This is a genomic window from Nocardia sp. NPDC019219 (assembly GCF_040632645.1).
Taxonomy (GTDB): Bacteria; Actinomycetota; Actinomycetes; order Mycobacteriales; family Mycobacteriaceae; genus Nocardia; species Nocardia sputorum.
Map to the genome: position 1 here is coordinate 63,696 of NZ_JBEYCG010000026.1, position 12,803 is coordinate 76,498.

Here is a 12,803-nt window from a genome sequence, read left to right on the forward strand (position 1 = left end):
TTCACCTTCCCGGCCGGGCGGCCGGGTCCTCAGGGAGCACCGGCCCGCACTCAGCCGGCTTCCGCCTCGGCCTGCGTCCGTCGGTCGTTGTAAAGTCAAGTCGCCACCCGTTTTTCGGTGGGGAGGGGGCTTCCGATGGACGACTCGACGCAGCGGGTGATGGCTGCGCGCGAGGCCGTGCTGAAACTCGTTCCGTCGCCTTGGCACAGAGAGAAATTCCTGGCCGCCTTGGGCGAGTGGCGCGGGCGGCCGATCCAACTCGTGCCGGTCGCTTCGACGTTGTTGCCGGGAACCCTGGAACCGGGCCGCGGCACGCCGTGCGGTCTGTGGCTCGATTGCACCGATGTGGACGTGTTCGCCTACGCCGCGGGCACGACCGATTTCCATATCGATCAGATCATCGCGCACGAGACCGGCCATATGGTGCTCGATCACAATGCCGGGACCGCGGGCCTGACGGGAGTGCGGCAGCTGCTGCCGAGCATCGACCCGGCCATGGTCCGGCGGGTACTCGGACGCAGCGAGTTCGCCGACGATCAGGAAGACGAGGCCGAGCTGTTCGCGGACCTGCTGCTGTCGGGTGTCTCCCGCTGGCGTTCCTCGCGGCCGATGCGATCGTTCTGGGGTGGTGAGGAGTGACCTCCTCGGCCCCACCGGTCATCGCGTGGCTGATCATCGGAGGCAGCGCGCTCGTGGCCCTGCTGCGCCTGGCGTGGCTGCACGGCCGGTCCCGGCCCAGCGAACGCCAGGTGACCTATGCCCTGATCTGCGCGGTGATCGCGGCGCTGCTGCGCGAAGGGACCGTGCAGACCGCCCTGGCCGACGCCGGCCTGCTCGGCATCGGCTTCACCAGGCAACTCGGCACCACGTTCATCGTCGCGACCTTCGCGCCCCTGATCGTGCTGGCGCAATCGTGGTCGGAACGATGGTCGGAGCAGGCTTCGGCCGGGTACCGGCGGATGCGGCGGACCGTGTGGGTCGCGGCGGGCGTATCGATGACGCTGATGCTGCTGCTCGGCGCGCACGCTCGCGCCCTGGGCCAGTACATCGACCGGACCGAGGGCTGGCAAACGGTCGCCTACTTCGCGTTCTTCTCCGGGTGGTGCGGGGTGACCGGGCTTCTGGTGTTCGCGGCCAGCGTCCGGGAGCTGCGCGCGGGTCAGCTGCGGCCCTCGCACAGGTTCACCTATCTGCTGATCTTGGTCGTCGGCGCCTGGACGCTGGAGGAAGCCGTCTCCATCTTCGCCAGCTCGGTCTGCGCGGCGAGCGGGACCGGCACGGCGTTCGTCGATTTCCGGTTCCGGGCCAACGAGAACAACTTCGTCTACATGGTGGGCCTCGGCTCGCTGGCGGCGGGCGCCCGCGTGGGCACCGAGATCGCGCGGCGGCTGGGCATCGATTCGGCTTCGCGCACCATACGACAGCTGACCCCGATGTGGCGGGACCTGGTGACGACGTGCGCCGAGATCCCGCGCCCCGCGCACTCCGACCCCGACCCGGACCCGCGACGTCGCCTGCACCGGATGGTCGTCGAGATCCGGGACGCGCTGCTCGTGCTCGGGCGCTTCGCCGAACCACTACCGGCCGACGTGCCCGCTGACGTCGCCGAGGCGGTGCAGATCGCGCGCGCCTCGCATCGCAAAGCCCTTGGCGCTCAGCCGGGTTCCTATCTTCGGCTGCAGGCGTCGGGGCCCGGTCGAGACATCGTCGATGAAACCCGTACGTTGCGCCGTGTCGCGCGGCATTGGGGACGGGCGCAGACCTACCTGTGCGCACAACTGGACGGAGCAAGATGACCACGACGAATTCCCAGCACCGGATCCGGGCGAGTGACCGGCAGTTGCCGCACCCGCCGTTCAGGCTGCCCCTGGCCGGTGACGTATGGGATCTGCACGTCACCGACAGCAGTCAATGGGGCATGCGCGGCGCGCAGAAGTACGGCGGCATCTATGAACGCAACATCTTCGGGACCCGCGTGACGTATGTGTCGGATCCGGACCTGCTGCGCGAGATCAACGACGACGCGCTCTGGGCCAAATTCCTGGGCGTGCCGATCCGCGATCTGCGCACCGTCGCCGGGGACGGGCTGTTCACCGCGCACAACTCCGAACCGAACTGGGCCAAGGCCCACGCCATCCTCGCGCCGTCGTTCACCGCGGCGGCCATGCGCGGCTACCACGCCACCATGCGATCCTGTGCTGCCGAGCTCGTCGAGTACTGGACGGCACGGGCGGGCGAATGGGTCGACGTACCGGCCGACACCAACAAGGTCGCTCTGGAAGTCATCGGGCGGGCCGCGTTCGGCTACGACTTCGAGTCGTTCACCCGCCCCGACCCGCACCCCGTGGTCGCCGCGATGCTGCGCGCTCTGACCTACATCAACCGCGCCGCCTATTCCCACCCGCTCGTCGAACGCACCGTGTTCCGCGAGCAGCGCGCTCAGCACCGGCGCGACGTGGACCTCGTCAACCGGACGATCGATGAGGTGATCGCACAGCGCAGGCGGGAGGGCGCGGGCGCGCACGGCGACCTGCTGGATCGAATGCTCACCGTGCCGGATCCGGAAACGGGGGAACTGCTCGATCCGACCAATGTCCGCCACCAGATTCTCACGTTCCTCACCGCAGGCCACGAGACCACCGCGGGCGTCCTGGCCTTCGCGCTGCACTATCTGTCGGTCGACCCGGCCGTGGCCGCTCGGGCCCGCCAGGAAGTCGACGAGGTCTGCGGCGGCGATGACATCGCGTTCGAGCAGGTCGCGAAACTGCGCTATGTGCGGCGCATCGTGGACGAGACGCTCCGGCTGTGGCCGACGGCTCCGGGGTATTTCCGCAAGGCGCGCGCGGACACGATGCTGGACGGGCGCTACCCGTTCGAGAAGAACGAGTGGGTGTTCGTCGTTCTGCTCCAGCTCCATCGGCACGAGCTGTGGGGTGGTGATCCCGAACAGTTCGATCCCGACCGTTTCCTCCCCGAGCGCGTGCGCGGCCGCCATCCGGAGCTGTACCGGCCGTTCGGCGTGGGCATGCGCGCCTGCATCGGCCGCCAATTCGCGCAGCACGAGATGGTGCTGGTCTTGGCGACGCTGTTGCGCGCGTTCGATCTGAGCCCTGATCCGGATTACGTACTGCGCGTGCAGGAGACGATCACCTTGAAGCCGGATCGCTTGCGCCTCAGGGTCTCCCGGCGCGACGGTTGACCGCCCGCGCGCTTCGGCTCCGATCCCGCGACCGGAGCCGAAGCGTTCCGGCTCAGCCGCGTGCGAGCAAGGCGTCCAGTGCGCGGTAGCTCTCGTTGAGCCCGGACTCCATGCCGGACTGGAGCATTCCGTCCCGCTCCTGCGGCGTGTGGAACTGACTGTCGGTGACCACCTTGGTACGACCGTCGCCGAGATCGACGAAGCTGACGCTGTCGATCGCCACGTGGGCGGGCATGCCGTCCCACTCGAAGGAGTACACGATGCGCTCCCGCGGGGTGACCTCGCGGAAGCGGCCCTCGAAGCCGTGGGCTTCCCCTTCGGCGTGCTCGACGAAACGCCAGTGCCCGCCCGGACGAAACTCCCAGCGCTCGATGTCGAGCCGGTTGCCGCGCCCCCACCACTGGGCGAGCAGCTCGAGTCTGCTGTAGGCGTCCCACACGCGCTCGAGCGAGGCGTCGAAGATCCGCTCCACGTGGATCGTGCGGTCGGTGTCGGCCGTGATGACGGCCTCGTTCGTGGTTGTGCTCATCGCTCCTGCTCCGTTCGTTCGAGGAATTCACCGAGACGGTCCAGCCGCGCTTCCACCATCCGCCGGTAACCCTGCATCCAGGCCACCTCGCGGTCGAAGACGTTCTCGCCGAGGCGGCAGTACCGCACCCGGCCGCGCTTCTCCGTGATCACCATGCCCGCGGCCTCCAGCAGCTGGATGTGCTTCTTGACGCCGGTGAGCGTCATCTCGAAGCGTTCCGCCAGCTCACTGACGGTCGCGGGCCCCCTGCCGAGGCGTTCCAGGATCCCACGCCGGGTGGGATCCGCGAGCGCCCCGAAGGAGGCATCCAAGAAGTCATACTGAACCATCTAGTTCAGTGTTTCGCATCGAGGCGCGGACGTCAAGAGGGAATCGCCGGCGACTCGAGCGACGGTCGGCCGCGAATACCGCAGCCACACCGCGAGCATCCGGTGGCGAAGTAGGCCAGGGTCTTTCGCGGGGGAATCGGTGCAGAACTGCGACTCAGCACTTCTGATCGGACCCCGCGAGCGGTATCTTGTCCGGACGAACCGGACACGGGGGCGGGACATGGAAAGAGCATGATGAGGATCTCCCAAATCACCGCGGCGGCTTTGGTGGCGCTGGCGGCCACCGCACTCACCACGAGCGCCGCACACGCGCAGCCCGCGCCCGCCGACGCGCCGCTCGACCTGCACGGCACGTTCCACCAGGTCGCCTACGAGGTCGCGGCCACCGAGGACCGCCGCGCGGCGGTGGCGACCCTTCAGGACGGGACGTTCGAGCTGGCCCACGACGACCGGGTGGTGACGGTCGCCGATCGCGACGGACAAATCGTCGCCGCACTGCCGATGACGCTGCGCATCGGAGACCAGCGCGTGTCCCTGCGGCCCGTGCTCGAGGACGCGGGCCACCGGCTCACCGTGGCACCGGTCGCGATGGCCGACGCGCCGTTGCGCGATATCGGCGCCCAGGAGCGGTTCTACGCCGAGGCCGAGAAGGTCATGCCGACCATCCTGGCGGGAGCCGGGATCGGCGCCGCGATCGGCTTCATCGTCGGCTTCCCGCTCGGACTGTTCGTGCTCGACTTCATCACGGTGCCGGTCGCCGCGGTCGCGGGAGCCGCGATCGGCGCGATGGCCGGGTACGTCATCGGCGGCGGACAGCCCGCCGTCGACGCGGCGCTCGAGTACGTCACCGCGCCCTAGTCGAGCCGGTCGGCGGGCGTCAGCCGCTGCGTGCCGATCACCCGCAGCAAGTCCAGTTTCTCGGCGGCGTCGGTGCCCGGACGCGGTAGGTAGACCAGCAGGCGCTGGGCGGCATTGGGCGTGAGCAGGGTTTCGCAGACGACGTCGATCAGTCCGACCTGCGGATGCCGGATGCGCTTGATATCCGACAGCCGTACGGCCACGTGGTGCTCGTTCCAGAGCCGGTCGAACTCGGGACTCGCGGAGCGCAGCTCGATGATCAGCTCGGTCACGTCCGCGTCGCCCGCGCGGCGCGCGGCCGTGGCACGCAGATCGGCGACGTGGTTGTGGCCGAGCCGATCCCAGTCCTCCTCCGGGAAGATGGCGCGCGCCGAAGGGTCGGTGAACCAGCGGTAGGCGTAGTACCGATCCCACCCGCGGCGGTCGCCGTGATCGCCGACGAGCAGGGTGTGCATCCGGTTCTGCACGAGAACCTCGCCGAGATCGGTGACGACGGTGGCCGCGGTGTCGTCCAGCTTGGCGAGCAGGTGCATCAGGCCGGGGCCCACGTGCTTGTCGGTCGTCTCACGTCCCGGCGGGGCGTGGTCGCACAGGTGGTAGAGGTGGTCGCGTTCGTCGTTGCCGAAACGCAGGGCACGGGCGAGCGAGGCGAGCACCTGGGTGGAGGGACGCGGGCCGCGCGATTGCTCGAGCCGGGTGTAGTAGTCGGTCGAGATGCCCGCGAGCAGGGCGACCTCATCGCGGCGCAGCCCCGGCGTGCGCCGCCGGATACCGGGCGGCAACCCCACCTCGGCGGGCGTGAGCTGCTCGCGGCGGCGGCGCAGGAAATCGGCGAGTTCGGGGCGGTCCATGCCATAACTGTCCCCCGGAACGGCGTGCTCAGCCAGGGATCGCCGCTCCTCCGATAAGCGATCTCTCCCGCGTCGCTCGCGACCGGCGCAGGCTGATCCCATGACGACAACGAAGATCGACGAAGTGCGGCTCGGGGCCACCGGCCCGACCGTGAGCCGCATCGGCCTCGGCGCGATGAGCATGTCCGGCGCGTACGGCGCGACCGACGACGCCGAATCGACCGCGACCATCCACGCGGCGCTGGACTCCGGCGTCAACCTCATCGATACCGGCGATTTCTACGGTGCGGGACACAACGAGATGCTGATCGGCAAGGCCATCGCCGAGCGTCCCCGCGAGGACGTGGTCCTGAGCGTGAAGTTCGGCGCGCTGCGCGGGCCCGACGGCGCTTTCGTCGGCATAGACAACCGCCCGGCCGCGCTGCGCAATTTCCTGACTTACAGCCTGCAGCGGCTCGGCGTCGACCACATCGACATCTACCGCCCCGCCCGGCTGGATCCGGACGTGCCGATCGAGGACACCGTCGGCGCCATCGGTGAGCTGATCGAGGCCGGATACGTGCGCCACGTGGGCCTGTCGGAGGTCGGGCCGGAGACCATCCGGCGGGCGGCGGCCGTGCACCCCATCGTGGACTTGCAGATCGAGTACTCGCTGATCTCCCGGGGCATCGAGCAGCGAATCCTGCCCGTCTGCCGCGAACTCGGCATCGGCGTCACCGCCTACGGCGTGCTCTCCCGCGGCCTGCTCAGCGATGCGATCAAGCCCGGCGCCACCTTCGCCACGAGCGATTTCCGCGCCCACAGCCCGCGTTTCCAGGGCGAGAACCTCGACCGGAATCTGGAGCTGGTTCGCGTGCTGACCGAGATCGCGGCGCGCAAGGACGCCTCGGTGGCGCAACTGGCCATCGCCTGGGCGCTGACCCGAGGCGACGACATCGTGCCGCTCATCGGCACCCGCCGCCGCGAGCGCTGGGCGGAAGCCATACGCACGCTGGATCTCTCGCTCACCGACGAGGAGTTGTCCACCATCGAAGCGGCCGTACCCGCCGACCGGGTCGCGGGCGACCGCTACGCCACGGCGCAGATGGCGATGCTCGACAGCGAGCAGTGAGATAGCGTCCGGAGCGTGGTTGCCGGGCCGCGCTTCGGACCACCCACCGCGCGCCATATAGCACCGCCGGTCCGGACCCCGTATCGCAAGCGCCCCGACCACGGTGTCGCCGGGGCCGTCAACTTGTTGGGCGCCTGGCGGCTGATCCTCAACTCGGCGGCGAAGACCGCCTGCGAGCGCAGCGCCCCGATACCCCGACGGTCGAGCCGGTCACCCGGCCGGAAATCCGCGGCAGCAGTGCGGCGATGGACTTTCTCGCCGCGACAACGGGCCGGTGACGATGCCCGCCCCGCGATTCGCACCGCACCGGCGTGCGCGGCATCCAGACGCTCGGCCGCAATACCGGCCGCGCCCCTGTGAAGCACGGCTGATCATCCCGTCCAGGCACTCAGCCGCGGCACCGGTTCCTGGCGTACCGCCGATCATTCCGAGCCGAGCACCTTGGGCGAGATCAGGACCGACGTGGACGAAGCACGGCCGTGAATGCCGCTACAGCGACCGTCCTTCCGGTGTTGTCGGTGATGTCCACCGGAACTTCGAGTTCGAGTGGCACTCTCGCCTCGATGTCCGCCCGCATCTTCGCCAGCGTCTCGTCGGAGAACGCGGAAGTCGCGCGAAACGGCCCCGCCTCCCCTTTGGCACGGGCCTTGTACTCGATACGCCCGTCCTTGGCGACGATGAACGTATCCCCCATCAGATCCACGATTCCCGACACCGACGCGCCCATCGCCGCGGTCTCGGCCATCCCGAACAACACCGCGGCGTGCAGATCCCCGTTGTGATTCAGATGTTCCGCCCTCGGCACGATCGACACCACGTTGCGCCCGGCCGCGAACTCCTCCCATTCCACTCCCGCGTACCGGATGAACCCCAGCTTCCGGAACCCGGCCACTACCAGGTCCGCCAACGCCACGCCGTCCACCGCCACCTCCAGGAACAGAACTGAAACCTGTTCCAGTTTTACTGACTCGCGCACCGGTTGTCCACCACGCGCAAACGAATCCGGCCCCCGCTCCAGAACGGAGCGGGGGCCGGATGCCTTACGGCTGACGGATCAGCGGTAGTCGCTGAAGCCGTAGTCGTCGAGCGGGACTGCGGCGCCGGTGGTCTGACCGAAGCTGTCCGGGCTGTAGTAGGTGTCGTCGTAGGACGGCACCGCGTACGCGGCGGCACGGGCTTCCTCGGTCGGCTGCACCTGGATGTTGCGGTAGCGGTTGATACCGGTACCGGCCGGGATCAACTTACCGATGATCACGTTCTCCTTGAGGCCGATGAGCTTGTCGGAGCGGCAGTTGATCGCCGCGTCCGTCAGGACTCGGGTGGTCTCCTGGAAGGACGCCGCCGACAGCCACGAGTCGGTGGCCAGCGACGCCTTGGTGATACCCATCAGCACCGGGCGACCCGCCGCGGGCTCGTTGCCCTCGGCGACGACGCGACGGTTGGCGGCCTCGAACTCGGCGCGCTCGGTGAGCGAGCCGGGCAGGAACTCCGTGGCGCCCGAGTCGATGATCGTCACGCGACGCAGCATCTGGCGCACGATGACCTCGATGTGCTTGTCGTGGATCGACACACCCTGCGACCGATAGACCTCCTGGACCTCGTGGACCAGGTGGACCTGAACCTGACGCGGGCCCATGATGCGCAGCACCTCGTGCGGATCCGCCGCGCCTTCCAGCAGCTGCTGGCCGACCTCGACGTGGTCACCGTCCGAGAGCAGGCGCTCGGTGCCATCGTCGTGCTTGAACACGCGCAGACGCTGACGCTTCGAGAGCTTGTCGTAGACAACCTCTTCGCCACCGTCATCCGGGATGATGGTGATCTTGTAGAAGCGATCGTCGTCCTCCAGCCGCACGCGACCGGAGACCTCGGCGATAGGCGCCTTGCCCTTCGGCACGCGCGCCTCGAACAGCTCCTGCACGCGGGGCAGACCGCCGGTGATGTCGTCACCCGCGACACCACCCTGGTGGAAGGTGCGCATGGTCAGCTGGGTACCGGGCTCACCGATGGACTGCGCGGCGACGATACCGACGGCCTCACCGATGTCGACCAGCTTGCCGGTCGCCATCGAGCGGCCGTAGCAGGTCGCGCACACGCCGGTGCCGGTGGTGCAGGTCAGCACGGAGCGGACCTTCACCTCGGTGATGCCGGCCTCCAGCAGCGCCTCCAGCGCCGGGTCGCCGAGGTCGGCGCCCTTCGCCACGATGACGTTGCCCTGCGCGTCGAGCGCGTCGGCCGCGAGCGTCCGCGCGTAGGTGGAGGTCTCCACGTGCGCGTCGCGGATGATCGAGCCGTCGAGCTGCTTCTCCGCGATCGGCACCACGATGCCGCGCTCGGTGCCGCAGTCGTGCTCGCGCACGATGACGTCCTGCGAGACGTCCACCAGACGACGGGTCAGGTAACCCGAGTCGGCGGTGCGCAGCGCGGTGTCGGCCAGACCCTTACGAGCGCCGTGGGTGTTGATGAAGTACTCCAGAACCGTCAGGCCCTCACGGAAGGAGGACTTGATCGGCCGCGGGATGAACTCACCCTTCGGGTTCGTCACCAGGCCCTTCATACCGGCGAGGGTACGGGTCTGGGTGAAGTTACCCGTGGCGCCCGAGTCGACGATCGTGATGATCGGGTTGTCGGCCGGGTAGTGCGCGCGCAGCGCCTTACCGACCTCCTCGGTCGCCTCCTGCCAGATCTTGACCAGGGCGTTGTTGCGCTCCTGGTGATCGAGCGCACCACGCTGGTACTTCTTCTCGATCTGATCCGACTGCGCCTCGTAGCGCTCCATGATCTCGGCCTTCTCCGGCGGCACGAGCACGTCGGACATGGAGACCGTCACGCCGGAACGCGTGGCCCAGTAGAAGCCGGCGTCCTTGAGCTTGTCGACGGTCTGCGCGACCACGATCATCGGGTAACGCTCGGCGAGATCGTTGATGATCGTCGCCTGGCGCTTCTTGGGCATCTGCTCGTTGATGAACGCGTAGTCCGCGGGCAGCAGCTCGTTGAACAGCACCCGGCCCAGCGTCGTCTCGGTGGTCCACGCGTCGCCGCGCCGCCAGCCCTCCGGGAACAGCTCCGCCTCGACGTCCTTGGGCGGACGCTGGTCGGTCAGCCGGACCTTGATCAGCGAACGCACGGTGAGCTCACCGCGGTCCACCGCCATCTGCGCCTCGGCGGGCGAGGAGTACACGCCCCGCTCCGGACCGTCGGCGGTGGCCGGCTGGTAGGAGCCCTTCGCGCCCTCTTCCAGACGGGTCAGGTAGTACAGACCGGTCACCATGTCCAGACGCGGCATGGCCAGCGGCCGGCCGGAAGCGGGCGACAGGATGTTGTTCGACGACAGCATCAGCACGCGCGCCTCGGCCTGCGCCTCCGCCGACAGCGGCAGGTGCACGGCCATCTGGTCACCGTCGAAGTCGGCGTTGAACGCCTCACAGACCAGCGGGTGCAGCTGGATGGCCTTGCCTTCCACCAGCTGCGGCTCGAAGGCCTGGATACCGAGACGGTGCAGGGTGGGCGCGCGGTTGAGCAGCACCGGGTGTTCGGCGATGACCTCTTCGAGGACGTCCCACACCTGCGGCCGCTGCCGCTCCACCATCCGCTTGGCGGACTTGATGTTCTGCGCGTGGTTCAGGTCGACCAGGCGCTTCATCACGAACGGCTTGAACAGCTCCAGCGCCATCAGCTTGGGCAGACCGCACTGGTGCAGCTTCAGCTGCGGACCGACGACGATGACCGAACGGCCGGAGTAGTCGACGCGCTTACCGAGCAGGTTCTGACGGAAGCGGCCCTGCTTGCCCTTGAGCAGGTCGGACAGCGACTTGAGCGGACGGTTGCCCGGCCCGGTGACCGGACGGCCGCGGCGGCCGTTGTCGAACAGGGCGTCGACGGACTCCTGCAGCATCCGCTTCTCGTTGTTGACGATGATCTCGGGCGCGCCGAGGTCGATCAGTCGCTTGAGGCGGTTGTTGCGGTTGATCACGCGACGGTACAGGTCGTTCAGGTCGGAGGTGGCGAAGCGGCCACCGTCGAGCTGAACCATCGGGCGCAGCTCCGGCGGGATCACCGGAACGGCGTCGAGCACCATGCCCATCGGCGAGTTGCCGTTGGCCTGGAAGGCCGCGACGACCTTGAGCCGCTTGAGCGCGCGCAGCTTCTTCTGGCCCTTGCCGGTGCGAATGGTCTCGCGCAGCGACTCGGCCTCGGCCTCGATGTCGAAGCTCTCCATCAGCTTCTGGATGGACTCCGCGCCCATCGCGCCGGTGAAGTACTCGCCGTAGCGGTCGACCAGCTCACGGTAGAGCACCTCGTCGACGATGAGCTGCTTGGGCGCCAGCTTCGTGAAGGTGTTCCAGATCTCCTCCAGCCGGTCCAGCTCACGCTGGGCGCGGTCGCGGAGCTGGCGCATCTCCCGCTCGCCGCCGTCCTTGACCTTGCGGCGGACGTCGGACTTGGCGCCTTCGGCCTCCAGCTCGGCCAGGTCGGCCTCGAGCTTCTGGGCGCGGGCCTCGAGGTCGGCGTCGCGCTGGTCGGCGACCGCCTTCTTCTCGACCTCCATCTCGGCCTCGAGCGTGGACAGCTCGTTGTGCCGCAGCTCCTCGTCGACCGCCACGATGACGTAGGCGGCGAAGTAGATGATCTTCTCCAGATCCTTCGGCGCCAGGTCGAGCAGGTAGCCAAGGCGCGAGGGCACGCCCTTGAAGTACCAGATGTGGGTGACCGGAGCGGCCAGCTCGATGTGGCCCATGCGCTCGCGGCGCACCTTGGCGCGAGTCACCTCGACGCCACAGCGCTCACAGATGATGCCCTTGAAGCGGACGCGCTTGTACTTGCCGCAGTAGCACTCCCAGTCCCGGGTGGGACCGAAGATCTTCTCGCAGAACAGGCCGTCCTTCTCCGGCTTGAGCGTGCGGTAGTTGATGGTCTCCGGCTTCTTCACCTCGCCGTAGGACCACTGACGGATGTCCTCGGCGGTGGCCAGGCCGATCCGGAGTTCATCGAAGAAGTTGACGTCTAGCACGTAACTTCCTTTCCCCTGTGCGGGTCGAATTCGAGCAAAAGTTCACTAGTGAGTTATGTGCGGGGCCGGATGCCGTCTGCGCGGCATCCGGCCTGCCGCCTAGTTCGCCAGATCGTCGACGGTGGCCGCTTCGTTCCTCGACAGGTTGATGCCCAGGTTGGCCGCCGCACGCTCCAGGTCCTCGTCCTCGCCTTCGCGCAGCTCGATCGCGGCGCCGTCGGACGACAGCACTTCGACGTTGAGGCACAGCGACTGGAGTTCTTTGAGCAGGACCTTGAACGATTCCGGGATGCCCGGTTCCGGGATGTTCTCGCCCTTGACGATCGCCTCGTAGACCTTCACGCGGCCGACGACGTCGTCGGACTTGATGGTCAGCAGTTCCTGCAGGGTGTAGGCCGCGCCGTAGGCCTGCATGGCCCAGCACTCCATCTCGCCGAAACGCTGGCCGCCGAACTGCGCCTTACCGCCCAGCGGCTGCTGGGTGATCATCGAGTACGGGCCGGTCGAGCGCGCGTGGATCTTGTCGTCGACCAGGTGGTGCAGCTTCAGGATGTACATGTAGCCCACCGCCACCGGGTACGGGAACGGTTCACCGGAACGCCCGTCGAACAGCGTGGCCTTGCCGTCGTCGTTGACCATCCGCTCGCCGTCGCGGTTGGGCAGCGTCGAGGCCAGCAGACCGGTCAGCTCCTCCTCCCGCGCGCCGTCGAACACCGGCGTGGCGATGTTGGAGTCGGCCGGAGCGCCGAGCATCTGTTCCGGCAGCGCCTGCGCCCAATCGGGGCGGGTGCCGTCGGTGGCGACGTCGACCTTCCAGCCTGCTTTGCCGATCCAGCCCAGATGGGTTTCCAGGATCTGGCCGATGTTCATACGACGCGGCACACCGTGGGTGTTGAGGATGATGTCGACCGGGGTGCC

Annotated in this window: 10 protein-coding genes and 1 pseudogene; 5 read left to right on the forward strand and 6 right to left on the reverse strand. The window is 68.1% G+C overall.

The features are described from left to right. The first annotated feature begins 135 nt into the window (after positions 1–135). From ABZ552_RS33030 to ABZ552_RS33040, 3 genes are read left to right on the forward strand one after another with little or no spacing between them, the layout of a single operon-like run. The gene (locus tag ABZ552_RS33030; protein WP_357441794.1) at positions 136–639 is read left to right on the forward strand and encodes a hypothetical protein; all 504 of its coding nucleotides are present in this window, start codon (positions 136–138) and stop codon (positions 637–639) included. Continuing rightward, positions 636–1,796: an MAB_1171c family putative transporter gene (locus ABZ552_RS33035; RefSeq protein WP_281875706.1), complete on the forward strand. Its 1,161-nt coding sequence runs from the start codon at positions 636–638 to the stop codon at positions 1,794–1,796. Before ABZ552_RS33030 ends, ABZ552_RS33035 begins: the two co-directional genes overlap by 4 nt. Further along, positions 1,793–3,199 carry a cytochrome P450 gene (locus ABZ552_RS33040; protein WP_357441796.1) on the forward strand — a complete coding sequence of 469 codons (1,407 nt, stop codon included), beginning with the start codon at positions 1,793–1,795 and terminating at the stop codon, positions 3,197–3,199. The genes ABZ552_RS33035 and ABZ552_RS33040 overlap by 4 nt, the downstream gene beginning before the upstream one ends. Before the next feature lie 52 nt (positions 3,200–3,251). On the opposite strand, the gene ABZ552_RS33045 is transcribed toward ABZ552_RS33040, so the two are convergent. Next, entirely contained in the window at positions 3,252–3,728 is a 477-nt protein-coding gene (locus ABZ552_RS33045) for an SRPBCC family protein (protein WP_357441798.1), read from the reverse strand. After that, the gene (locus ABZ552_RS33050) at positions 3,725–4,057 is read right to left on the reverse strand and encodes a metalloregulator ArsR/SmtB family transcription factor (RefSeq protein ID WP_281875712.1); all 333 of its coding nucleotides are present in this window, start codon (positions 4,055–4,057) and stop codon (positions 3,725–3,727) included. The genes ABZ552_RS33045 and ABZ552_RS33050 overlap by 4 nt, the downstream gene beginning before the upstream one ends. 234 nt (positions 4,058–4,291) lie before the next feature. Here ABZ552_RS33050 and ABZ552_RS33055 point away from each other — a divergent pair, with 234 nt between their 5' ends. Next, positions 4,292–4,915, forward strand: coding sequence for a hypothetical protein (locus ABZ552_RS33055; RefSeq protein WP_357441800.1), 624 nt, complete (start codon positions 4,292–4,294; stop codon positions 4,913–4,915). On the opposite strand, the gene ABZ552_RS33060 is transcribed toward ABZ552_RS33055, so the two are convergent. Then, a complete protein-coding gene (locus tag ABZ552_RS33060) occupies positions 4,912–5,766 on the reverse strand; it encodes a helix-turn-helix transcriptional regulator (protein WP_281916504.1) in 855 nt (284 codons plus the stop codon). The two genes, ABZ552_RS33055 and ABZ552_RS33060, sit on opposite strands and share 4 nt — an antisense overlap. 100 nt (positions 5,767–5,866) lie before the next feature. Between ABZ552_RS33060 and ABZ552_RS33065 the strand changes: the two genes are divergently transcribed. Then, the gene (locus tag ABZ552_RS33065) at positions 5,867–6,877 is read left to right on the forward strand and encodes an aldo/keto reductase (RefSeq protein WP_357441802.1); all 1,011 of its coding nucleotides are present in this window, start codon (positions 5,867–5,869) and stop codon (positions 6,875–6,877) included. Between the two features lie 451 nt (positions 6,878–7,328). On the opposite strand, the gene ABZ552_RS33070 is transcribed toward ABZ552_RS33065, so the two are convergent. The 3 genes and pseudogenes from ABZ552_RS33070 to ABZ552_RS33080 all read right to left on the reverse strand — a co-directional run. Further along, complete coding sequence (locus ABZ552_RS33070; RefSeq protein WP_357441804.1) at positions 7,329–7,853, reverse strand: DUF4442 domain-containing protein; 525 nt, start codon at positions 7,851–7,853, stop codon at positions 7,329–7,331. A 78-nt stretch (positions 7,854–7,931) separates the two neighbouring features. Continuing rightward, positions 7,932–11,885 (reverse strand): DNA-directed RNA polymerase subunit beta', encoded by a 3,954-nt coding sequence (locus tag ABZ552_RS33075; RefSeq protein WP_281875717.1) that lies wholly within the window; start codon positions 11,883–11,885, stop codon positions 7,932–7,934. 99 nt (positions 11,886–11,984) lie between these two features. Next, a pseudogene (locus ABZ552_RS33080) lies at positions 11,985–12,803 on the reverse strand (DNA-directed RNA polymerase subunit beta); the annotation flags it as partial.

Excerpts from the sequence above, each read along its gene's own strand:
- ABZ552_RS33040 (WP_357441796.1), top strand. The coding sequence starts at position 1,793 with ATGACCACGACGAATTCCCAGCACCGGATCCGGGCGAGTGACCGGCAG.
- ABZ552_RS33060 (WP_281916504.1), bottom strand. The coding sequence starts at position 5,766 with ATGGACCGCCCCGAACTCGCCGATTTCCTGCGCCGCCGCCGCGAGCAG.
- ABZ552_RS33055 (WP_357441800.1), top strand. The coding sequence starts at position 4,292 with ATGAGGATCTCCCAAATCACCGCGGCGGCTTTGGTGGCGCTGGCGGCC.
- ABZ552_RS33030 (WP_357441794.1), top strand. The coding sequence starts at position 136 with ATGGACGACTCGACGCAGCGGGTGATGGCTGCGCGCGAGGCCGTGCTG.
- ABZ552_RS33065 (WP_357441802.1), top strand. The coding sequence starts at position 5,867 with ATGACGACAACGAAGATCGACGAAGTGCGGCTCGGGGCCACCGGCCCG.
- ABZ552_RS33045 (WP_357441798.1), bottom strand. The coding sequence starts at position 3,728 with ATGAGCACAACCACGAACGAGGCCGTCATCACGGCCGACACCGACCGC.
- ABZ552_RS33050 (WP_281875712.1), bottom strand. The coding sequence starts at position 4,057 with ATGGTTCAGTATGACTTCTTGGATGCCTCCTTCGGGGCGCTCGCGGAT.